Source organism: Flavobacterium sp. TR2 (genome assembly GCF_025252405.1).
Taxonomy (GTDB): domain Bacteria; phylum Bacteroidota; class Bacteroidia; order Flavobacteriales; family Flavobacteriaceae; genus Flavobacterium.
Genome location: NZ_CP104307.1, coordinates 5081984 through 5103310 on the forward strand (window position 1 = coordinate 5081984; position 21327 = coordinate 5103310).

Annotated in this window: 23 protein-coding genes and 1 tRNA gene; 9 read left to right on the forward strand and 15 right to left on the reverse strand. The window is 34.7% G+C overall.

What is annotated here, in order from left to right; genetic code table 11:
- The first annotated feature begins 5 nt into the window (after positions 1 to 5).
- From N4T20_RS21650 to N4T20_RS21665, 4 genes are all read left to right on the forward strand, one after another.
- A complete protein-coding gene (locus N4T20_RS21650; protein ID WP_260671124.1) occupies positions 6 to 323 on the forward strand; it encodes a hypothetical protein in 318 nt (105 codons plus the stop codon).
- A 113-nt stretch (positions 324 to 436) separates the two neighbouring features.
- The gene (locus tag N4T20_RS21655) at positions 437 to 1024 is read left to right on the forward strand and encodes a phospholipid scramblase family protein (RefSeq protein WP_260671125.1); all 588 of its coding nucleotides are present in this window, start codon (positions 437 to 439) and stop codon (positions 1022 to 1024) included.
- A 113-nt stretch (positions 1025 to 1137) separates the two neighbouring features.
- The gene (locus tag N4T20_RS21660) at positions 1138 to 1854 is read left to right on the forward strand and encodes a 3-ketoacyl-ACP reductase (protein WP_260671126.1); all 717 of its coding nucleotides are present in this window, start codon (positions 1138 to 1140) and stop codon (positions 1852 to 1854) included.
- 108 nt (positions 1855 to 1962) lie between these two features.
- Complete coding sequence (locus N4T20_RS21665; RefSeq protein WP_260673132.1) at positions 1963 to 2469, forward strand: hypothetical protein; 507 nt, start codon at positions 1963 to 1965, stop codon at positions 2467 to 2469.
- A gap of 362 nt (positions 2470 to 2831) precedes the next feature.
- Here N4T20_RS21665 and mtaB read toward each other — a convergent pair whose 3' ends face one another.
- Positions 2832 to 4166 (reverse strand): tRNA (N(6)-L-threonylcarbamoyladenosine(37)-C(2))-methylthiotransferase MtaB, encoded by a 1335-nt coding sequence (gene mtaB / locus N4T20_RS21670; protein ID WP_260671127.1) that lies wholly within the window; start codon positions 4164 to 4166, stop codon positions 2832 to 2834.
- 487 nt (positions 4167 to 4653) lie between these two features.
- Between mtaB and N4T20_RS21675 the strand changes: the two genes are divergently transcribed.
- Entirely contained in the window at positions 4654 to 5178 is a 525-nt protein-coding gene (locus tag N4T20_RS21675) for a hypothetical protein (protein ID WP_125723368.1), read from the forward strand.
- A gap of 68 nt (positions 5179 to 5246) precedes the next feature.
- Here N4T20_RS21675 and N4T20_RS21680 read toward each other — a convergent pair whose 3' ends face one another.
- The 11 genes from N4T20_RS21680 to hisS all read right to left on the reverse strand — a co-directional run bounded on the left by N4T20_RS21680 (position 5247) and on the right by hisS (position 15335).
- Positions 5247 to 5777 carry a GNAT family N-acetyltransferase gene (locus N4T20_RS21680; protein ID WP_260671128.1) on the reverse strand — a complete coding sequence of 177 codons (531 nt, stop codon included), beginning with the start codon at positions 5775 to 5777 and terminating at the stop codon, positions 5247 to 5249.
- Positions 5778 to 5783: 6 nt separating this feature from the next.
- Positions 5784 to 6587: a Cof-type HAD-IIB family hydrolase gene (locus N4T20_RS21685; protein WP_260671129.1), complete on the reverse strand. Its 804-nt coding sequence runs from the start codon at positions 6585 to 6587 to the stop codon at positions 5784 to 5786.
- A gap of 95 nt (positions 6588 to 6682) precedes the next feature.
- The gene (locus N4T20_RS21690) at positions 6683 to 6901 is read right to left on the reverse strand and encodes a putative signal transducing protein (protein WP_091133675.1); all 219 of its coding nucleotides are present in this window, start codon (positions 6899 to 6901) and stop codon (positions 6683 to 6685) included.
- Positions 6902 to 6996: 95 nt separating this feature from the next.
- Positions 6997 to 7656, reverse strand: coding sequence for a DEAD/DEAH box helicase (locus N4T20_RS21695; RefSeq protein WP_260671130.1), 660 nt, complete (start codon positions 7654 to 7656; stop codon positions 6997 to 6999).
- Between the two features lie 101 nt (positions 7657 to 7757).
- Positions 7758 to 8921 carry a sigma-54 dependent transcriptional regulator gene (locus N4T20_RS21700; RefSeq protein ID WP_260671131.1) on the reverse strand — a complete coding sequence of 388 codons (1164 nt, stop codon included), beginning with the start codon at positions 8919 to 8921 and terminating at the stop codon, positions 7758 to 7760.
- A 193-nt stretch (positions 8922 to 9114) separates the two neighbouring features.
- Complete coding sequence (locus N4T20_RS21705; protein ID WP_260671132.1) at positions 9115 to 10431, reverse strand: ABC transporter permease; 1317 nt, start codon at positions 10429 to 10431, stop codon at positions 9115 to 9117.
- A 66-nt stretch (positions 10432 to 10497) separates the two neighbouring features.
- Entirely contained in the window at positions 10498 to 11442 is a 945-nt protein-coding gene (locus N4T20_RS21710) for an ABC transporter ATP-binding protein (protein WP_260671133.1), read from the reverse strand.
- Positions 11443 to 11602: 160 nt separating this feature from the next.
- Complete coding sequence (gene dnaJ / locus N4T20_RS21715) at positions 11603 to 12709, reverse strand: molecular chaperone DnaJ (RefSeq protein WP_111363908.1); 1107 nt, start codon at positions 12707 to 12709, stop codon at positions 11603 to 11605.
- Positions 12710 to 12812: 103 nt separating this feature from the next.
- Entirely contained in the window at positions 12813 to 13391 is a 579-nt protein-coding gene (locus N4T20_RS21720; RefSeq protein WP_260671134.1) for a nucleotide exchange factor GrpE, read from the reverse strand.
- 326 nt (positions 13392 to 13717) lie between these two features.
- Positions 13718 to 13788: transfer RNA gene (locus N4T20_RS21725), tRNA-Trp, on the reverse strand.
- 119 nt (positions 13789 to 13907) lie between these two features.
- Entirely contained in the window at positions 13908 to 15335 is a 1428-nt protein-coding gene (hisS, locus tag N4T20_RS21730) for a histidine--tRNA ligase (RefSeq protein ID WP_260671136.1), read from the reverse strand.
- 242 nt (positions 15336 to 15577) lie between these two features.
- Here hisS and N4T20_RS21735 point away from each other — a divergent pair, with 242 nt between their 5' ends.
- Complete coding sequence (locus N4T20_RS21735; protein WP_260671138.1) at positions 15578 to 16822, forward strand: ABC transporter permease; 1245 nt, start codon at positions 15578 to 15580, stop codon at positions 16820 to 16822.
- Between the two features lie 56 nt (positions 16823 to 16878).
- Here the strand turns inward: N4T20_RS21735 and prmC are convergent, their stop codons facing one another.
- Entirely contained in the window at positions 16879 to 17745 is an 867-nt protein-coding gene (gene prmC, locus N4T20_RS21740) for a peptide chain release factor N(5)-glutamine methyltransferase (RefSeq protein WP_260671139.1), read from the reverse strand.
- Positions 17746 to 17833: 88 nt separating this feature from the next.
- Positions 17834 to 18319, reverse strand: a complete 486-nt coding sequence (locus tag N4T20_RS21745) for a GNAT family N-acetyltransferase (RefSeq protein ID WP_260671140.1) — start codon at positions 18317 to 18319, stop codon at positions 17834 to 17836.
- Positions 18320 to 18416: 97 nt separating this feature from the next.
- Between N4T20_RS21745 and ribD the strand changes: the two genes are divergently transcribed.
- The 3 genes from ribD to N4T20_RS21760 are packed head-to-tail and all read left to right on the forward strand — an operon-like array spanning position 18417 to position 20704.
- Positions 18417 to 19466 carry a bifunctional diaminohydroxyphosphoribosylaminopyrimidine deaminase/5-amino-6-(5-phosphoribosylamino)uracil reductase RibD gene (ribD, locus tag N4T20_RS21750; protein WP_260671141.1) on the forward strand — a complete coding sequence of 350 codons (1050 nt, stop codon included), beginning with the start codon at positions 18417 to 18419 and terminating at the stop codon, positions 19464 to 19466.
- Entirely contained in the window at positions 19459 to 20061 is a 603-nt protein-coding gene (locus tag N4T20_RS21755) for an HAD family hydrolase (RefSeq protein WP_260671142.1), read from the forward strand. The genes ribD and N4T20_RS21755 overlap by 8 nt, the downstream gene beginning before the upstream one ends.
- A 10-nt stretch (positions 20062 to 20071) precedes the next feature.
- Complete coding sequence (locus N4T20_RS21760; protein ID WP_260671143.1) at positions 20072 to 20704, forward strand: YigZ family protein; 633 nt, start codon at positions 20072 to 20074, stop codon at positions 20702 to 20704.
- A 25-nt stretch (positions 20705 to 20729) separates the two neighbouring features.
- Here N4T20_RS21760 and N4T20_RS21765 read toward each other — a convergent pair whose 3' ends face one another.
- Positions 20730 to 21140: an acyl-CoA thioesterase gene (locus N4T20_RS21765; RefSeq protein ID WP_260671144.1), complete on the reverse strand. Its 411-nt coding sequence runs from the start codon at positions 21138 to 21140 to the stop codon at positions 20730 to 20732.
- Positions 21141 to 21327 lie beyond the last annotated feature (187 nt).

Sequence of the window (21327 nt, forward strand, 5' to 3'; positions counted from 1 at the left end):
CAAACATGAGAGCAATCAAACTTGTTTCGCTACTTTTTCTGCTAAGCTATATGGCAAAAGCACAGGATAAAACTGGTTTTCCCAAAGAAAAAGATACGATTCACCTTCAGCCCCATAAAGCTATTATCTGCGGGCCCAACAGATCCGCACTCATTCAAATTTTATATGTTTTGGACGGAAAAATTATTGATAAAGAAAAAATTAGCAGAATTAAACCAGACACTATCGAGTCTATGAAGGCATTACAACCCAATGAAGCTAAATTAATTTATGGAGACCAAGGAGCGAATGGAGCGATTGTCATAATTAGCAAAAAAAGGTGAATTAAAAATATTTTCTTGAAGTTCTTTGTCTGATTGGGCAATTAGTAATTAATAAATATTGTATTACATTTGCGGCTTTATTTTCAAAACTTATTTTACACACTTACACACGTATGAATCCTATTTTAAGCCAAAATCTATTTTTAGTAAAAGAACACATTGGAATGTTCAAAGCCGCAAACAACTACGATATCTATCATCCAGAAACCAATCAAATCATTATGAACTGCCGAGAGAATAATCTTGGGTTCTTCACAAAAGTATTTCGTTTTACAGATTACAAAAGAGCAACTCCGTTTAATGTTGAAATCACAACTGCTTCTGGCGAGAAATTAATTACAGTAAGAAGAGGTGTTGCCATCTTTAGATCTACGGTTGAAGTATTGGACGAAAAAGATCGTCTGATTGGAACTTTCAAACAAAAATTCTTTTCGATTGGAGGAAAGTTTAACATTTTGGATAAAAACGAAAAGCCTGTAGCCACTTTGCAAGGAAAATGGACGGGCTGGGATTTTAAATTCTCTCATGAAAATAAACAATTGGCTCAGGTAAATAAAAAATGGGCAGGATTAGGAAAAGAGTTTTTTACAAGCGCTGACAATTATGTTCTTCAAATTGAAGATACCGTTGCCGCCGACAGTCCGTTGAGACAGTTAATCTTAGGAGCGGTAATGTGTATTGACATGGTTCTGAAAGAATAGCAAAAGTTGTTAAACTTAGATTAAGAATACCTTTTAAAGCATCATTTTAGTTTTCAAAAGCTTATTTTTGTAAGACTTAAAATGATGCTTTCTGCATTTCTAAAAACACAATCATGACCGACTTAAAAAATAAAAATGCCCTTATTACAGGTGCTGGAAAAGGAATTGGAAAAGCCGTAGCAATTGCTTTGGCAAAAGAAGGCGTAAACCTGATTTTGGTTTCAAGAACTCAAAAAGATATTGAACAACTGGCTGACGAAGCTTCTAATCTGGGCGTAAAAGCTTTGGCTCTATCAGCTGATGTTTCGGATATTAATTCTATCAATAAAGCTGTAGAAAAAGCTTTGGCTGAATTTAAACACATTGATATTTTAATCAATAGTGCTGGAATTGCTTCTTTTGGAAAATTCTTAGAATTAGAGCCAGAAGCTTGGGAAAGAATTATTCAAGTAAATTTAATGGGAACGTACTACACCACTCGTGCCGTTATCCCAAACATGATCGAAAGACAAACTGGAGACATCATTAATATTTCGTCAACTGCAGGATTAAACGGAAATGCTTTAACAAGTGCTTACAGCGCTTCTAAATTTGCTGTTTTGGGCTTAACAGATTCTCTCATGCAGGAAATGAGAAAACACAATATTCGTGTTACAGCACTCACGCCAAGTACAGTGGCAACTGATATGGCAAAAGACCTAAACTTAACTGACGGAAATCCTGATAAAGTAATGCAGTCTGAAGATATGGCAGATTTAATTATTGCACAGTTAAAATTAAACCGAAGAGTATTTATCAAAAACAGCAGTATTTGGTCAACCAACCCATAAAAATAAATTCCAATTTTTTGAAATTCCAAATTCCAGTTACTTTGAGATTGGAATTTGGGATTTAAATATTGGAATTTGGAATTAAATTATTGGAATTAAAAAAACATGATGGAACAATATTTAAGACAATTGGTCGAAATCGAATTTCAGGATAAGAAAGAAATCTTCAGCGGATTCTTAATCGATTATTCTGACGAATGGATCTTGCTTCGAAATAATCCTGTAGATTTTATTTTGGATGGTTTTGTCATTCTTAGAAATAAAAACATTGAAGCTGTAAACCGAGATCATGATTTGGCTTTTACTGAAAAAGTAATTCGTCTGAAAGGATTAAAAATTAATTCTGATGATATTATCCCAATCAAAGATTTAGCTTCAATTATAAATTACGTTTCGAAGAAATATGGCATTTTTCAAATCGCTAAAAAATCTTCTAAATCTGCCTATTTAGGAAAATTAATAGCATTGAATGACGAAGAGTTGACTATTAATTTCTTAGACACAAGAGGTCAGTTTGGCGGAGAATTAGATTTTAATCCCGAAAAAATTCGAGTGATTGAATTTGATACCGATTATATTAATTCTTTGAAATTGGTTGTTCCGGATAACGAATGATTATTAAAAGCAAAAGTGACCAATTCGAAAAAGGATTGTTTTTTTTTTGCAAGCTTCGGAGAAGCGAAATATTTCTAGCAAAGGATAAATGTTTACAACATAAAGCTCCAGAGGAGCGACATATTTTTTTAATAGAAATGTCGCTCCTACGGAGCTTTTTTTATTTGTCCTATTGTAATTCTATAAATATTTTGCCCCACTGGGGCTTTACAGATAAAATAAATATTCTTTGAAATTAGTTGTTCCGGATAATGAATGATTATTAAAAAACAGAAAAAGCCCTTTTTTACTTAAAAAGGGCTTTTTTTATGTGTAAACTTTGTCAAAGTTTGAAACTTTGACAAAGTTCCTAAAATCATCAATTAAGCTTCTGCCAGTTTATTCAAAAACTCAATGCGAACACTTCCGTCTTCATCAATTTTAGTTAAATTAATTTCTTTCAGCGTATTTACCAATTCTGGATTCCAAGGCGTTTTTACTTTTACATAGTTTTCAGTAAATCCGTGAATGTATCCTTCTTTATTTTCACTTTCAAAAAGAACAGTTCTGTTTGTTCCCAATTGGCTTTCATAAAAAGCACGGCGTTTTTTAACTGACAAACCGCGAAGCATTTTACTGCGTTTAGCGCGAACATTTGAAGGAACAACTCCTTCCATGTCTGCGGCTTCTGTATTGTCTCTTTCCGAATAGGTAAAAACGTGCAGATACGAAATATCTAAATCGTTCAGAAAATGATACGTTTCTAAGAAATGCTCATCTGTTTCTCCTGGAAAACCGACAATAACGTCTACACCAATACACGCATGAGGCATTACTTCTCGAATTTTAGCAACGCGATCAATATACACTTCACGCAAATAACGGCGTTTCATTAATTTCAAAATATCATTGCTTCCTGATTGCAGCGGAATATGAAAATGCGGCACAAAAGTTCGGCTTTGAGAAACAAATTCGATCGTTTCGTTTTTCAATAAATTGGGTTCAATAGAAGAAATTCTCAGACGTTCGATTCCTTCTACTTTATCTAAAGCCTGAACTAAATCCAGAAAAGTATGTTCGTGTTTTTTATTTCCGAACTCTCCTTTTCCGTAATCTCCAATATTTACACCTGTTAAAACAATTTCACGAATATTTTGAGCCGAAATTTCTTTGGCATTTTTCAATACATTTTCTAAAGCATCGCTTCTTGAAATTCCTCTCGCTAACGGAATTGTGCAATAGGTACATTTATAATCGCAGCCGTCTTGAACTTTCAAAAATGCTCTTGTACGATCACCGATAGAATAACTTCCTACGTAGAAATCTGCTTCGGCAATTTCGCATGAATGAACTTCGCCCATATCATTTTTGCTTAAATCATGGATATAGTCGGTGATTTTGAATTTTTCTGTAGCGCCTAAAACCAAATCAACTCCATCAACCGCAGCCAATTCTTCTGGTTTCAGTTGTGCATAACAGCCTACAGCAGCAACAAAAGCTTTTTCGTTAAGCTTCATTGCTTTCTTGACAACCTGTTTAAATTGTTTATCGGCATTTTCTGTTACAGAGCAGGTATTAATCACATAGATATCTGCAACATCTTCAAAATCGACGCGGTCAAAACCTTCGTCATTAAAACTTCTGGCAATTGTAGAGGTTTCTGAAAAATTCAGTTTACAACCCAGCGTATAAAAGGCAACTTTCTTTCTATTTTCCATAATTTGTCTTAAATTAATGAAATCGTTGTCAAAAAATTTAAGGCTGCAAATTTACAAACAATATTCATCAAAAGAAAGCAATTAACGCACATCCAATCAATAATTTGCGCCAATGGTAATTTAAGACATTCAAAACTTGCAGTCAATTGCATTATTTTTAAAAAAGTTTTTACAGAAAAATTTAAGATTTTGGCGTTCTGATAAGAATAAAACGACAAAAACCATCGATTAAGTGCAAATTTTATCGATTAAATACGTTTTTTTCGGTTTTAAATTCAAAATTTCTTACATTTACCATTGTTACGAATCAAGTTGCCAATAAATTCATATTAAAGAATTTTAGTAAGCTTTAATTAATTTAATAATAATTCGGGCATAACAATTTTGAATTTTACTCGTTATGTTGTTGTTTTGTGTTACAAAATGAAATGGGAAAGCCGAAAACCAAAGAGAGTAGGCAAAATTATAATAACAAATACCACGCTTTATGAAAGCATTTTTACCCACGATCTGCTTGATGTTCTTAACCCTATTTAGTTCGCAAGCGCAAACTAATGCACCAGCCGCAAATGCAAATCCATTTCCTACTATTAGCACATTGACGACTTGGGCAAGCTTTAACTCACAACAGCAATTTGACGTTGCTATTCGTGCAGTTGGGTTTAAGTTTGAAGTTAAAGAACCAGGTGAAGGATCTACAGCTTATACCTACATTCGTAAAGTAACTGTTAATGAAGTAAACTATACGGATAGAATTGTATACAGAATTACAAACAACAATTCTGCAAGTATCATTTCTTTAGTAACGGCTTCAACTGATTTGGTTAGCTTGTACACACCACAATTGGCAAGCTTCAAAAACAACAACTGTAAAACTGAAATGTCTAAAGACAAAAACACAACTTGCAGCTGTTACGAAAGCGCAAATTTTGCTATCGATCTTTGCGACGAGCGTGTAAAATTAACTATGGGTGACGGAAATAAATACTTTGTTTCTGTAGCTAAAAAATAATATTTAACTCTGATTTGTTTCCAAATCTTTACTGACTTTTAAGTATGTAAAGATTTGGAACACATTTCTCAGTTTGAGTTTGGATTTTTAAGTTCGTACCAAACTTCCAATTCTTCTTCATATACGAAAGAATTCACAAAGCGAAAACCTAATTTCTCCAGAATTTTTCTTGAGTTTTCGTTTCCTGCATCTGCGTAAGCGTACAGCACATCTACTTTCATTTCGTTAAAAGCACGGTTAATAAAAGCTTTTCCTGCTTCTGTTGCATAACCTTTACCCCAGTGTTTTTCGATAAAACGATATCCTAACTCGTAAAAGTTTTTATGGTTATTGATTTCGTCTGTAATAAACTTTATTCCAGACCAGCCAATAAATTCATTCGTTTCTTTTAAAACAACGGCCCATCTTCCTGTTCCGAGATCTTTATATTGTTTGTGGACAAACTTGATATATTCAATGCTTTCGTCAATATGTTTTACAGGTTTGTTTCCAACAAACAGATGCACATTTGGGTTAGAATCCAATTCGAACATTCCTTCAGCATCAGAAAGCTCAAGTTCACGTAAAATCAGACGTTCTGTTTCAATTGGCTTTTTCATTTTAGTTTAGTTTAAAATATAACGCGTTACTACCTCAGCAACGCCATCATCATTATTTGAAGATACGATTAAATCTGCTTTGTCACGCAATTCAGGCGTTACATTGTCAACCCAAACTCCTAAACCGGCATATTCGATCATCGTTAAATCATTTCCTGCATTACCTACCGCGATAATTTCACTTTGGTGAATACCCAATTTATCAGCTAAAAACTTTATACTTGCCGCTTTGTCAATACCTTGCTGTGCCGCTTCTAAGAAAAATGGCTTTGACATCGAAACGCTTAAATGCGACATTTCATCTTTTAAATCATTTTCTAAAGTTTTTAAATACGCTGGCTCTTGAAGCAAAATACATTTAACCGCTGGTCTGTCTACATAATCTTTAAAGCTTGACACTTTATGATGCGCCATTCCTGTAATCTCTTTTTCGACTTCAATAAATTCAGAATCCGTTTCGCTGATAATTTCGTCATCCAAATACGTAATGATATGCGTATTATTCTTCACGCTATAATCATATAGCGCATGAATTTGCTCTACAGTTAGTTTCTGCTCAAACAAAACCAAATCATCTTTAACACGGCTGATTATGGCCCCGTTAAACGAAATCATATACGAATCGTTTAAATCGAGTTCCAGCTCTTTAGCATAGGCTGTCATTGCTGTAGTTGGCCTTCCCGAAGCCAAAACCACATAAACGCCTCTTGCCTGCGCTTCTAATAGCACTTTTTTGTTTAAATCTGAAATTCTGTGATCGTCTGTCAACAAGGTATCATCCATGTCGAGCACTAACATTTTATATTGCATTTTTTCTTTGTTCAGTTTTTAGCGCTCAGTCATGATGTGCAATTATAGCATAAAACTATCACTGAAACACTCCATACTGAACACTGAATACTTTTTTATAAGCTCATTCTAAATTCTTCAATTACAGGATTTGCTTTTGCAAAATCAGTTTCTTGAATAAAAACTTCAACTGCCAAATCTGTCTGTCCAAAACCTCCCAAACGAGCCGATTGAATGTTATCTTTTTTTACCGTTTCTACACCAGCCTCTTCTAATCTTTCTTGCAAAGCAATTGCTAATACTTCGCTTCCCGAAAACACTTTCATTAATCCCATAATATCGTTATAGTTATTCTACTTTTAAAAAAATCCAAAATCCCGCTTTTCAGTAACTTATACTTAAAGGCGGGACTGTAAACTGTGATTATATATTATTCTTCTTCAATATCTTCTTCGTCTTCATCAAGCTCCTCACCTTCTTCATCCATATCAAATAAATAAGGTTCGATCATGATTTTGTCTGCCAAAATTTCAATTCGTTCTGTCAGAGTTTCTGTAAAAATAATTCGCTGCACTTTGGCAATACTGTTTGAAATGCGAGTGATTTTTGGATCATGGCGCAATTTCAAAATTGGATCTGCATCGTCTATAATAAACATTTTAAGCCGATTTACGTTGTAACCCGCTGTACTAAACATATCGTTCAATTTGGTTGGCGTACCAATTAAAACATCAATTCCTGTAGAAACGTAGTTTTTATCATAATCCATATCGCCTTTGTCGTGCACGCCGTAAACTTCAAGATTAGTATATTTTCCAAACTTCTCAAAAAGTTCAACCATTGCAGTCATTTTCTCTTTATCCTCAACAATAATTAAAGCGCGAGGCGATTCTTCTGTTTTTCCTGCCAATTGCTGAATTACATTCAATACAATTGTCGTTGTTTTTCCGCTTCCTTTTGGCGAAACAATTACGCAGTCAGCACCACTTTTTATGGTCGAAAAAGTTTCCATCTGCAAAGCATTAGCTTCTGTCAAACCATTTTCAACTAATCCGTCCTGTAATTTTTCGTTTATCTTTTTTAGTTTCATTTTTTTTTTATGCTTTAAGCTTTAAGCATTAAGCTATAAGCTAAAATAATACAATTTGAAAGCCTAAAGCCTAATGCTTAAAGCTTATTGCGCGAAGCATCTTACTTGCTTGCGAACATTTTTACATCTGTTTCAGAAATTTCGTTTCCTCCCAAAATGATTAATCTTTCTACCACATTTCGAAGCTCGCGAATGTTTCCTGTCCAATCGTATTCCTGCAATAATTTAACAGCTTGAGCCGAAAATGATTTAACTGCATTTCCTTGTTCTGAAGCTATCTTTTCTGTAAAGTGAGAAATTAAAGCTGGAATATCATCGCGTCTTTCATTCAATGGTGGCACTTTAATTAAAATAACTGCCAAGCGGTGGTATAAATCTTCACGGAAACGGCCTTCGGCAATTTCTGTTTTTAAGTCCTTATTGGTTGCGGCAACGACACGAACATCTACTTTTATGTCTTTATCGGCTCCAACTCGGGTAATCATATTTTCCTGAAGCGCACGCAACACCTTGGCTTGCGCCGAAAGGCTCATGTCTCCAATTTCATCTAAGAAAATAGTTCCTTTGTCAGCGGCTTCAAACTTTCCCGCACGATCTTTTACAGCCGACGTAAAAGCTCCTTTTACGTGCCCGAACAATTCGCTTTCGATCAATTCACTTGGAATCGCAGCACAGTTCACTTCGATTAAAGGAAAACCTGAACGCTCGCTTTTTTCATGCAGCTGATGCGCCACTAATTCTTTTCCAGTTCCGTTTGGACCAGTGATCAAAACTCTGGCTTCGGTTGGCGCCACTTTATCAATCATCACTTTGATATGATTAATCGATTCGCTGTCACCAATCATTTCGTAATTTTTGCTGACTTTTTTCTTCAGTATTTTATTTTCAACTACTAATTGTTTTTTGTCTAAAGCATTACGAACCGTATTCAGCAAACGGTTCAAATCTGGCGGTTTCGATATATAATCAAAAGCTCCTAAACGCATAGTCTGAATAGCCGTTTCCATGTCGCCATGCCCCGAAATCATCACCATCGGAATTTCTGGTTTTATCTTTTTCACTTCTTCTAAAACCTCAACGCCATCCATTTTTGGCATTTTGATGTCGCACAAAACCAAATCGTAATCGTTATTTTTTATTTTTTCAAGTCCCGCAATGCCATCTTCTGCTTCATCAACCTGATACGAATCATTTTCTTCTGATAAAATTTTTACCAAAACTCTTCTGATTGCCGCTTCGTCTTCTACAATTAGTATTTTACTCATTTTTTTAAGGTTCAAAGTTGCAAAGGTTCAAAGTTGCAAAGTTTAAAATCTTTATTTACAATTATACCTTTTTAACCTGTTATATAATATTTCTTCTGGCTGTAGTGTATTTCTTAAAGTCGCTTTTCTAAGTTACAAAAATTCAAAAAACCTTTGAACCTTTGTCCCTCTGAACCTTTGCAACTTTAAACAACTAGTACTTGAGCCACTTATACAATTCCTTCCAAGTCGGTTTTTTGCCGTACATTAAAATACCAATTCGGTAGATTTTTGCGGCGAACCAGACAACAAGGAAAAATGATGTAAACAATAATGATACCGAAATTGCGATTTGCCACCACGGAACGCCAAACGGAATACGCATTAACATTACAATTGGCGAAGTTAACGGAATCATTGAAAAGATTACCGCGACACTTCCGTGCGGATCGTTTACGACAGTAAAAAAACCGATATAAACACTCAAAATCAGGGGCATTAAAATTGGCAATAAAAATTGCTGAGAATCGGTCTGATTGTCAACCGCAGCGCCAATTGCTGCATAAAATGAGCTATATAAAAAATATCCTCCAATAAAATAAATCACAAATCCGATGATAATGCTCGCAATTGGCAGATTCCATAATTCGGCAATGTACATTTGCGCTGAACCTGAAAATTCATGCTGAGCCGCTTGCATCATTTCTGGCGAAATTCTAGCAGTTGGGCCAACATTTACGCCAAAGAATGCCGAAGCGGCAAACATTAATCCTAAACCGATAATTGCCCAGATTACAAATTGGAGAATTCCTGCCAAAGAAGTTCCGACAATTTTCCCGATCATCAATTGGAATGGTTTTACAGATGAAATAATAATTTCGATGATGCGGTTTGTTTTTTCTTCGATCACGCTTCGCATCACCATATTTCCGTAAATGATAATGAACATCATGATCAGATACCCAAATGCGCCGCCGATTCCGATTTTAATTTCGTTTAAACCTTTCAAACTCTCTTCTCCAGAGGCTTTCACCAAATGTATATTTACATCAGACTGTGCTTTCTGAATAGCTAGAGTATCCAATTTTGCCTCTTCAAGATTTAGTTTTGTGATTTTATTCCCGATGATGTCCTGAGTGTTTTCAATAAAAGAAATACTCGGACTGTTATTTGAAATGAATTCAATTTTGCTTTCTAAATCTTTTATGTTTTTTGTTTTCGGAATAACAATTAATCCGTTGAAATTTTCTTTTGTAATACTGTCTTTTAAAGATTTTACATCAATTTCAGACAGATTGAGATATTTAAATTCGGCTCCTTTTTTATTTTCCTTTAAAAAATCTGAAGCAAAAAGCCCAGTTTCGTCATGAATCGCAATTCTTTTTGTTTCTGCTTTCATGGTGCTCAAATAACCAATGAAAACAGCAATAGCCACAAACAAAAGCGGACTCAAGAAAGTCATGACAACAAAAGATTTATTGCGGACTTTGGCAATAAATTCTCTTTTTATAATCAACGAGATGATACTCATAAATAATTTTAATTTTCAAATCTAAAATTCCAAATTCCAATTTAATCGAACTTTGGAATTTGGAATTTAATTATTGGAATTTAATTTTTTGTTTTCAGTAACTGTCTGGATAAAAATATCGTGTATGCTTGGAATTTTTTCAACGAAGTGCGTTACTTGTCCGCGTTGTGTCAAAACATTCAATAATTCATTTGGAGCTGCGTTACCAATCTGAATATTTAATTTTAAATCATCATTCAGAGATTTAAAACTCGCTGGAGAAACTATAAACTTCTGGGTGATATCGTACATCAATCCTTCGACATTATCGGTCAGAATTCCAACTTCAAAGCTGTTGGTTCTAAATTGGCGTTTTACATCAACAACTTTTCCTTCAATTAATTTATTTGATTTATGGATTAAAGCAATGTTTTCGCAAAGCTCTTCTACGCTTTCCATTCGGTGAGTTGAGAAAATGATAGTAGAACCTTGCTCTTTTAAAGCCAGAATCTCATCTTTAATAATATTTGCATTTACGGGATCAAACCCAGAAAAAGGTTCATCTAAAATCAGCAGTTTTGGTTTATGCAACACGCAAACCACAAACTGAATTTTTTGCGCCATTCCTTTAGAAAGTTCCTGAATCTTTTTATTCCACCATCCTTGAATTCCTAAACGATCAAACCAATAATCCAGCTGCTTTTTGGCTTCGGCTTTAGAAAGTCCTTTCATCTGCGCCAGATACAGACACTGCTCTCCTACTTTCATAGAACTGTACAAGCCTCTTTCTTCTGGAAGATAACCGATAGTCTGAACGTGTTTTGGTTGCAATTTCTCTCCATCCAAAATCACTTCGCCACTGTCAGGCATTGTGATCTGGTTTATGATTCTGATAAGGGAAGTTTTTCCTGCTCCATTAGGACCTAAAAGTCCATATATACTGCCTTTAGGCACATTTAATGAAACTTCGTTAAGTGCTACATAGTCGCCATATTTTTTTATGACTTTATGTACTTCAAGTAAGTTACTCATGTTATTTTTAAGGATTTACTGCATTGCTTCTCCAATTACGGTTCAGCGACTGTAAAAGTAAATAATTACTAGCGATTCTGTGTCATATTACGCAAAAAACCCATTCTATTTTATGCTAGAATGGGTTTTGCTTATTTGTAATATTTTAAAAAAGTTCAGGTTATGAGAACATATCTTTTACTTTCTCAAAAAATGATTTCTCTGATTTCTCTGGACTTGGAGCAAAGTGCTCGTCTGTTAAAGCATTTTCAAAGAATTGTTTTTGCTCTTTATTTAATGTTTTTGGAGTCCAAACATTTACGTGAACCAATAAATCTCCGCTTCCGTAACCATTCAAACTTGGAATTCCTTTTCCTTTTAATCTTAAGATTTTTCCAGACTGAATTCCTTCTTCCAGTTTAATACGCACTTTTCCGTTGATTGCTTCAATATCTTTAGAAGCTCCTAAAACTGCTTCTGGGAAACTGATGTACAAATCGAAGTGAACGTTTTCGCCTTCACGCTTCAAGAATTCGTGCTCAATTTCTTCAATAGCCACAATTAAATCTCCTGGAATGCTGTTTCCTGGAGCATCGTTACCTTTATTGGCAACTTTCAACTGCATTCCGTCAACAACTCCCGCAGGAATTTTGATTGATACTGTTTCGTCTTCCTGAACCATTCCTTGAGCATCTGCCTCAGATGGTTTTTTATCTAAAATCTGACCAGAACCACCACAAGTAGGACAAGTTGATGCAGATTGCATTCTTCCTAAAATGGTATTGGTTACACGCATTACTTGCCCCTGACCATTACAAGTCGTACAAGTTTTATACGTTACGCCTTTTGCCTGAACTTTACGTTTTACTTTTACTTTTTTCTCAACTCCATTTGCAATTTCCTCTAAAGTCAATTTTACTTTAATTCGAAGATTGCTTCCTTTCGCGCGGCGAGGACCTCCGCCTCCGCCTCCGAAACCGCCAAATCCGCCACCGAAAATATCACCAAACTGGCTGAAAATGTCATCCATATTCATACCTCCGTGACCGCCAAATCCGCCAGAACCATCAAATGCCTGATGACCATACTGATCGTATTTCGCTTTTTTCTGCGGATCACTTAAAACTTCATAAGCTTCTGCCGCCAATTTGAAGTTTTCTTCTGCCTCTTTGTCGCCTGGGTTTTTATCAGGATGGTATTTTAAAGCACTTTTTCTATACGCTTTTTTAATTTCGGCAGCATCAGCATTTTTTGAAATGCCAAGTATTTCGTAAAAATCTTTTTTCATAATTTAGGTTAAATTGCTGCGCCAGTTCGCTAGCGCTCGAGTCCAAATCTAAAATTTCTAAATTCCAGTTTTTAAAAACTGAATATCAGAATCTTAATTGCTTTTAGTTTCCAACTACAACTTTAGGGTAACGAATGATTTTGTCTCCTAATTTGTATCCTTTTTCAATAACATCAACAATTTTCCCTTTTAATTTGTCAGACGGTGCTGGAATTTGGGTAATTGCCTCAGCAATATCAGCATTGAAAGCATCTCCTGCTTGAATTTCAACTTGCTCTAAACCTTTAGAAACTAAAGTGCTTTTCAATTTTTCATGAATCAACTCGACACCTTTTTTCAAATTCTCATCGTCTGATTTGTTGATCTCTACTGTCGCTCTGTCAAAATCATCTAAAACTGGAAGCATAGCCAACAAAACTTCTTGGTTTGCTGTTTTAAATAATTCAAGACGCTCTTTTGAAGTTCTTTTTTTGTAATTTTCAAATTCAGCAAATAATCTCAAAAACTTATCTTTTTCGTGAGCCAAGTCTTTAGCTAATTGCTCCTCAACACTTAATTCTTCAACAATTAACTGCTCTCCGTTGGCATTGTTCTCTAACGTTACATCGTCTAATTCCTGATCGAATTCTGTATTTTCCGTAGTCATATTACTTTTATTTTTAAAAATATTTTTAAACTTCATTTTTTATTTCTTTCTGTTGGATTGCAAAAGTGCTGCCAAATCTAATAAAATGTCAAATTGTCACTTTATTAATTATGAGACATTTAAAAAACGCTGTCCTACAGAAAAAATTTATTATAATTTTAAGACTATTACGTTTTAGTTTATCTTATCTTTGAGACCATAAACATAAATTTTTACCGCTAAAAATTGAATTTAAGGGTTGGCTTCGGCCTCTAAATAATTATTAATTCAAGTTTACCTTATATTAAAAAAAGCTTCGCCTATAGAGACGAAGCTTTTTTTTATGTTTGAGCTTTTTTATGACAAAGCTGTCATTTTTTTTGCACGGGCGGAGGGATTCGAACCCCCATCAACGGTTTTGGAGACCGCTATTCTACCCTTGAACTACGCCCGTAACTTGAGGTCGCAAATTAAAAGTTTTTTTTCTTCTCTGGCAACTATTTCAGACAGAGATTTTAAAAGAAAACCCTTTGAATCTGCGGAATCTGAAGCAAAAACTTTTGTTCCAGACAGTTAGCCTAACAAAGTTTTTTTCAATCCTTCGAAATCAACAGAAACCTGTTCTCCTGTTACTAAGTTTTTAAGCGCATAAGTATTTGAAGCAATTTCCTGATCGCCAGCAATTACTGCAAACGGAATCAAACGCTTGTCTGCGTATTGAAATTGTTTTCCAACTTTTACATTATCAGGATACAATTCTACTTTTATATTTTCTTGTCGCAATTTCTGAATCGCTTTTGAAGCATACAAAGCTTCTTTATCTCCATAATTGATAAACAATGCTTTTGATGTCGCAGAAACAGTTTCTGGGAATAATTGCAATTCTTCTAAAACCAGATAAATTCTATCAAGCCCAAAAGAGATCCCGACACCGCTCATATTTTTCAATCCAAAAATACCCGTCAAATCGTCGTATCTTCCTCCTCCTCCGATAGAACCCATTGCAACTGTTTTTGGCGCTGCAACTTCAAAAATAGCTCCTGTGTAATAATTTAAGCCGCGTGCCAAAGTCACATCAAGGTCTAAAATTGCAGTTGACAAACCTAAATCGGCCACATTGTCGCAAATAAACTTCAATTCTTCAACTCCTTTCATTCCTTCTTCAGAAGAAGACAATAAGTCCGAAAGCTGTGCTATTTTGTCTGCAAAAGTTCCTGAGAAACTGAAAAGCGGCTGTACTTTTACTAAAGCTTCTTCAGAAATTCCTTTTTCGATCATTTCTTTTTTAACGCCGTCTTCTCCAATTTTATCCAATTTATCAAGCGCAACGGTAAAATCAATCAATTTATCTGAAGCGCCGATAACCTCAGCAATTCCAGATAAAATTTTTCTATTATTAATTTTAATTGTCACACCTTCCAAACCTAAAGAAGTAAAAACAGTATCATATAATTGAACCAACTCAACTTCCTGCCAAAGCGATTTTGAACCAACAACGTCGGCGTCACATTGAAAGAATTCTCTAAAACGTCCTTTTTGAGGATTGTCTGCTCTCCAAACGGGCTGAATCTGATATCTTTTAAACGGAAATTCAATTTCGCTTTGGTGCTGCACCACGTATCTTGCAAACGGAACTGTCAAGTCGTAACGCAACGCTTTTTCAGAAATTTTTCCTGTGAATTTATTTAATTCAATTCTTTGCTCTAAAGTTATTTTTTCAGCAGAATTCAGCTGTAATTCTTCGATAGATTCCGGCAATTCAATTTTACTTTTATTATAGAAAAAATTACCCGAGTTTAATATTTTAAAAATCAGACGATCTCCTTCTTCTCCATATTTCCCCATTAAGGTGTCTGAATTTTCAAACGAAGGCGTTTCGATTGGCTGAAAACCAAATTTTTCGAAATTTGCTTTTATAGTCTGAATAATATATTGACGTTTTGACACCTCGGCTGGTGAAAAATCTCTTGTCCCTTTTGGTATGCTTGGTTTTGAAGCCATCTTTTTTATTTTAGATTGTTGATTTTAGATTTTAGATTTCTTTTGAAACTTAAAATTCAAAAACCTTTAAAATTAATTTATTTCTATTTTTTTTTTGATTGCTGGCGCATGAGACTTTCGCCTTAATGACTTTCCAACTTTCGACTTAATTTAAGTCTGCAAATATCTTACTTTTTAAAATAAATAATAACACTTCGAAAACAAACTTGTAACAAAAACCGTATTTTCGTGACAAATTGGTCATGATGCTAAAATTATTTAAAGAAAATATCCGAATTGCTTTTGGTTCTATCAAAACACAAATTCTGCGTACTATTCTTACCGTTTTAATTATTGCTATCGGTATTACGGCTTTGGTTGGCATCCTGACTGTGGTGTCGGCTTTAGAAAATACAATTTCTACCGATTTTGCTTCAATGGGAGCCAATACTTTTAACATTAATCAATACGAAAATAAAGTTCGAAACCGCGGCGGCAACGAGCGAGAAGTCATCAATCCAATTATTTCCTATCCAGAAGCGGTTGCTTTTAAGAACAAATACAAATATCCTTTTACCGAAACTTCTTTATCTTTTACCGCAACTACAACTGCAGAAGTAAAATATTTAGGCGAAAAAACAGATCCTGAAATTACTATTGTTGGGGTTGACGAACATTTTATTACCAATTCGGGACTGGAAACCAGCCTCGGTAGAAGTTTTAATCAATTTGACATTGACAACAACACCTATTCCTGCATTGTAGGTTCTGATTTTGAAAAAGGGCTTCTGAAAGACATCAATCCAATTGACAAAGTAATTTCTATTCGAGGCGCTCGATTTAAAGTAATTGGCGTTTTGAAAGAAAAAGGTTCAACATTTGGAAACAGTCAGGACTTGCGAGTTTTAATTCCAATTCAAGTGGCGAGATCTCTATTTACAGCTCCAAACATTAATTATACAATTAGCGTGATGGTCTCTAAAAAAGAGGTTCTAGATGAAGCCATTGACAACGCAACAAGCACTATGCGAAGAGTTCGTAAATTAAGTCCTGTACGCGATAATAATTTTGGCGTAGTTCGAAGCGATGACTTGATTAACCGCATTCTCGGAATCACCAAATATCTGGGCTGGGCATCATGGATTATTTCAATTATCACAATTTTAGGATCATCTATTGCTTTGATGAACATTATGATTGTTTCTGTTACAGAGCGTACCCGCGAAATTGGCGTGCGTAAAGCTTTGGGCGCAAAGAGATCGACCGTGGCATTTCAGTTTTTTATTGAGACTTTATTAATTGGACAAATTGGAGGTTTGGTTGGAATCTTTTTGGGAATCCTGCTTGGTTTTGCTATTGCAACCGCCATGAGTTTTGCTTTTGTAATTCCGTGGATGGCAATTTTTGCCGCTTTTGCAACAAGTTTTTGTGTAGCACTGGTTTCTGGTTTATATCCAGCCATTAAAGCATCAAAATTAGATCCTATTGAGGCGTTACGTTACGAATAATTTTAGCCTCAAAGCTTTTAAAAACCTTGTAGGTTAAAATCTAAAAGAAAAAATAGCTATAAGTTTTTTAAAACCTTGCCAGAAATCATACGATCGTTATCGTAAATATCTTTTCGCAGCTCTACATTTTCAAAATTCATATTCTCAAGCAAATCGATCATTTCTTTCCCAAGATACTGATTGATTTCAAAATATAGTTTTCCGTTTTTATGAAGTCCGCTTTGTGCAAGAGAAGCAATTTTTCTATAAAAAATAAGCGGATCATTGTCTTCTACAAAAAGCGCCAAATGCGGTTCGTAATCCAATACATTCTTTTTAATTTCTACTTTTTCAAGATTTCGCACATAAGGCGGATTGGAAACAATAATATCAAACTGACAGGTAAATTCTTCCGTTTCTAATATATTCAGAAACATAAAAGTCACATCGACATTATTTCTCACAGCATTCCTTTTTGCGGTTTCTATCGCTTTTTTAGAAACATCAATTCCGAAAACTTCTGCATTGGGAAGATTTTTTGCTAACGAAATAGCAATACAGCCTGTCCCGGTACCAATATCAAGAATTCTTATTTTTTTATTTTTATCAGGACTCGCATTCTCATTAATAATCCATTCGACCAATTCTTCTGTTTCGGGCCTCGGAATCAAAACATTTTCATTTACTTCAAAATCCAAGCCGTAAAAATTGGTCTTTCCTAGCAAATACTGAATCGGAACTTCTTTCTTTAGCTGCTGAAGCAACTCATTCCAAATTACAAAATCGTTCTCATCAAATGCCAATTCGTGATTTAAAGCCAAATCAATCTGACGAAGCTGGTGTTTATCTTCTAATATTAAATAAAAAAAGCTCTCTGCTTCGTACGCATCGTAAAAAGGAGATAGTTCTTTAATAAATTGAGTCCGATATTGTTTAATTTTCATTTTTATTTTTTGAGCATTTTTGCATCAGCCTATAACTGACATTTAATCTTTCAATAAGTCTTGCTAGTTCTAATTTGTTACACTAAAATCACAAAACTTTCAGCATCCAGACAGGACAAGAATTATGGCCGGTACACCCCATGGGAGCGTCTAAATATTCAAAACCAGATTTTTTGTACAGCTTTTGCGCAGCATTCATAAATGGCATGGTTTCGATATAACATTTCTTGAAACCAAAAACTCTAGCTTGCTCCAAACATTTTTCCATCATTTGCGTTCCAATTCCCAAACCTCTAGTTTGAGGAAGAAAATACATTTTCTGCAATTCGCATATTTCAGGATCTCCGTTTTCTAGCGGCGCAATTCCTGCACAGCCTACAATTTCTCCTTCATTTTCAACAACAAAATATACAGATTGGGGTTTATTGTATTCTTCAAACATCAAATCCAGATAAGGATCTTCGTATGCAGTTCCTACTTTTGGAATTTCCATTTCATCAAAAACAGATCGTATCAAACTCGCAACTACTTGATTGTCTTCTTTTTTAATTGTGCGTATAAGCCAATTTACCATTTTTTTATTCTAATATCATTATAAATGCAAAAGTAAATATACTTATTCTATAGTTTCTTAACTTAATCATAAACTCAAAAATAACTACTTTTGCACTGTGAATATACATGAAAAATATATAAAACGCTGCATAGAACTGGCACAAAATGGGCTTGGAACAACATATCCGAATCCTATGGTGGGCAGCGTAATTGTTTATGATGGCCAAATTATCGGCGAAGGCTGGCACCAGAAGGCTGGCGAGCCTCATGCAGAGGTAAATGCCGTAAATTCTGTGAAAGATAAATCACTGCTGAAAAAGGCTACAATTTATGTAAGCTTAGAACCTTGCAGCCATTTTGGAAAAACGCCTCCGTGCTGTGATTTGATTATTGCAAATGAAATTCCGAATGTCGTTGTAGGAACTGTAGATCCTAATGAAAAAGTAGCTGGAAAAGGCATTTTGAAATTAATTGAAGCTGGAGCAAATGTTACCGTTGGAGTTTTAGAAAATGAATGCAACGAATTGAACAAGCGCTTTTTTACTTTTCATCAAAAAAAGAGACCTTATGTTATCTTAAAATGGGCAGAAAGTCTGGATGGATTTTTGGCTCCCGAAAAAGCTGGCAATCAAGATCGAAAACCCGTTTGGATTACCAATCAATATTCAAGACAATTGGTTCATAAATGGCGGACTGAGGAGCAGGCTATTTTGGTCGGAACACAAACTGTAGTTGATGATAATCCGAAATTAAATGCCAGAGATTGGAACGGAAATAACCCTACGAGAATTGCCATAGATCGAAATAACAGAATTGATCCTGACAGTTTTATTTTTGATGATACTGTAAAAACTATTGTTTTTTCTGGTGAAATCGAAAAACCATCAAAAGGGAGCACACAGTTTGAGGCAATCGATTTCAGCAGAAATATTGTGCCTCAGATTTTAGATGTTTTATACCAAAATCAAATTCAATCTGTAATTATTGAAGGCGGAAGACAAACGCTTCAATCTTTTATTGATGAAAATCTTTGGGATGAAGCACGCATTTTTATCGGGAAAACAAGTTTTTCAAACGGAACAGTAGCCCCAAATATTTTGAGAAAAAACAGCATCAAAACCAATATTTTAAGCGACGAACTAATACAGATTAAAAATCATGATTAATGCTATCATTTTTGATTTCGGAGATATTTTCATCAATTTAGACAAACCTGCTACAATTTCTGGACTTCAAAAACTAGGAATGAAGGAATGGAATAGTGAATTTGAACAATTGAATCTTTCTTTTGAAGTGGGCGCTATTTCTCCAGAAGATTTCGTTGGCGGCTTTCAAAAACAATTGCCAAATGCTTCAAAAGAAAAAATTTTAAAAGCGTGGAATGCTGTTTTGGCAGATTTTCCTTTTTATCGTTTAGAATTTCTGCAGGAATTATCAAAAAAATACCGTTTGTTTCTGTTAAGCAATACCGATTCTATCCACATCAATACTTTTGAAAAGAAAAGCGGCGTTTCTTTCTACAAGGATTTTTACGCCTGTTTTGAAAAAGTTTATTTTTCGTTTGATATCGGAATGAGAAAACCAGACCCGAAAATTTATCAGTTTGTTCTTGAACAAAATAACCTGACCGCTGAAAATACTTTATTCGTTGACGATAAAACGGAAAATACAGACAGTGCTGCGGCTCTTGGAATTAAAGTCTGGAATCTTCAAGTTGGCAAAGAAGATGTTGTAGATCTTTTTAAAAAGAACATAATTTAGAATACTGCTTTTGGAAATTAACGATACTTATCAAACTATTGCATCTGCATCTGAAGAAATACTGTTTAAAGAAAAAGGCAGCAAGTTCTTTGGATACGCATTCCCAATAGATCATGAAGACGAGGTAAAACCCATTATTGAAGACCTCAAAAAACAGCATCCCCATGCTGTGCACTATTGTTATGCGTACCAAATTGGAGTCGGAAATAAAATTTCGTATCGCGCCAACGATGACGGCGAGCCAAGCAACACGGCAGGCGCACCTATTTACGGTCAGATACAATCTTTTGGAGTAACTAACGTTCTTGTTGTAGTTGTTCGTATTTTTGGCGGAGTCAAATTGGGCGTTGGCGGTTTAATTTCTGCCTACAGAACCACTGCTCAACAAACTTTGGAAATTTGCGAGATTGTTGAAAAAACTATTGATGTCGAGTTTTTAATTTCTTTTGATTACAAAAACATGAATAAAGTTATGCGGGTTATCAAAGAAAAGAAATTAGAAATCGTCTCTCAAGAAATGGAAATGGATGAAATTTCAGGATTGCCAATTGGCAAAATTGTGACAAAAACGAGAAAAAAAAATGCCGAAACGGTGTTCAGCATTTTTGATTTAATGTTCGAAATTGATATTAAATTAGTATAAATTAACATCAAAATCGCATTCATTTTCACAATTCGTCAAGCGATTTGAAGATGTCCAAAATGTATTCTGGAGGAGCTGTCGGACGACCCGTTTTTAACGCAACAAATACTAAAATAAATGTCGCAGTTGTTAATAACTCATTTGCCTCATTATAGATTGCGCAGTCAAATTCGATCTTCACAGAAGAGTGACTTTTGAAAGTGGTGTGAATTGTCAAAAGCTCATCATATCTTGCCGATTTTTTGTAATTGATATTCATATTGACAATTGGAAGACCAATTCCGCTTTCTTCCATGCTTTTATACGAAACCCCTTTATTTCTAAGCCATTCCACGCGTCCAATCTCAAAATAAGGGATATAATTTCCGTGATAAACGACTCCCATTTGGTCTGTTTCTGAGTAACGAACTCGCACTTGAGTCTGATGATTTTTCATTTATAAAATATTAAAAAAATTCGAATTTAAAAAGCCGTATTACGACTTTTTTTTATAAAATTAGATACCAAAATATTTTTTTTTACAGAATTTTGTTCACATATTTGTTATCCCGAAATACGGAATAAAATTGCTCCTTTTTTATTAGGAGAATCTTTATAACAATAATAAAAATTTATCTGAATTT

What these genes read in the sequence shown, in the direction of transcription:
- N4T20_RS21650 (WP_260671124.1), top strand. Translation starts at nt 6, where the DNA reads ATGAGAGCAATCAAACTTGTTTCGCTACTTTTTCTGCTAAGCTATATG.
- N4T20_RS21655 (WP_260671125.1), top strand. Translation starts at nt 437, where the DNA reads ATGAATCCTATTTTAAGCCAAAATCTATTTTTAGTAAAAGAACACATT.
- N4T20_RS21660 (WP_260671126.1), top strand. Translation starts at nt 1,138, where the DNA reads ATGACCGACTTAAAAAATAAAAATGCCCTTATTACAGGTGCTGGAAAA.
- N4T20_RS21665 (WP_260673132.1), top strand. Translation starts at nt 1,963, where the DNA reads ATGGAACAATATTTAAGACAATTGGTCGAAATCGAATTTCAGGATAAG.
- mtaB (WP_260671127.1), bottom strand. Translation starts at nt 4,166, where the DNA reads ATGGAAAATAGAAAGAAAGTTGCCTTTTATACGCTGGGTTGTAAACTG.
- N4T20_RS21675 (WP_125723368.1), top strand. Translation starts at nt 4,654, where the DNA reads ATGAAAGCATTTTTACCCACGATCTGCTTGATGTTCTTAACCCTATTT.
- N4T20_RS21680 (WP_260671128.1), bottom strand. Translation starts at nt 5,777, where the DNA reads ATGAAAAAGCCAATTGAAACAGAACGTCTGATTTTACGTGAACTTGAG.
- N4T20_RS21685 (WP_260671129.1), bottom strand. Translation starts at nt 6,587, where the DNA reads ATGCAATATAAAATGTTAGTGCTCGACATGGATGATACCTTGTTGACA.
- N4T20_RS21690 (WP_091133675.1), bottom strand. Translation starts at nt 6,901, where the DNA reads ATGGGATTAATGAAAGTGTTTTCGGGAAGCGAAGTATTAGCAATTGCT.
- N4T20_RS21695 (WP_260671130.1), bottom strand. Translation starts at nt 7,656, where the DNA reads ATGAAACTAAAAAAGATAAACGAAAAATTACAGGACGGATTAGTTGAA.
- N4T20_RS21700 (WP_260671131.1), bottom strand. Translation starts at nt 8,921, where the DNA reads ATGAGTAAAATACTAATTGTAGAAGACGAAGCGGCAATCAGAAGAGTT.
- N4T20_RS21705 (WP_260671132.1), bottom strand. Translation starts at nt 10,431, where the DNA reads ATGAGTATCATCTCGTTGATTATAAAAAGAGAATTTATTGCCAAAGTC.
- N4T20_RS21710 (WP_260671133.1), bottom strand. Translation starts at nt 11,442, where the DNA reads ATGAGTAACTTACTTGAAGTACATAAAGTCATAAAAAAATATGGCGAC.
- dnaJ (WP_111363908.1), bottom strand. Translation starts at nt 12,709, where the DNA reads ATGAAAAAAGATTTTTACGAAATACTTGGCATTTCAAAAAATGCTGAT.
- N4T20_RS21720 (WP_260671134.1), bottom strand. Translation starts at nt 13,391, where the DNA reads ATGAAGTTTAAAAATATTTTTAAAAATAAAAGTAATATGACTACGGAA.
- hisS (WP_260671136.1), bottom strand. Translation starts at nt 15,335, where the DNA reads ATGGCTTCAAAACCAAGCATACCAAAAGGGACAAGAGATTTTTCACCA.
- N4T20_RS21735 (WP_260671138.1), top strand. Translation starts at nt 15,578, where the DNA reads ATGATGCTAAAATTATTTAAAGAAAATATCCGAATTGCTTTTGGTTCT.
- prmC (WP_260671139.1), bottom strand. Translation starts at nt 17,745, where the DNA reads ATGAAAATTAAACAATATCGGACTCAATTTATTAAAGAACTATCTCCT.
- N4T20_RS21745 (WP_260671140.1), bottom strand. Translation starts at nt 18,319, where the DNA reads ATGGTAAATTGGCTTATACGCACAATTAAAAAAGAAGACAATCAAGTA.
- N4T20_RS21755 (WP_260671142.1), top strand. Translation starts at nt 19,459, where the DNA reads ATGATTAATGCTATCATTTTTGATTTCGGAGATATTTTCATCAATTTA.
- N4T20_RS21765 (WP_260671144.1), bottom strand. Translation starts at nt 21,140, where the DNA reads ATGAAAAATCATCAGACTCAAGTGCGAGTTCGTTACTCAGAAACAGAC.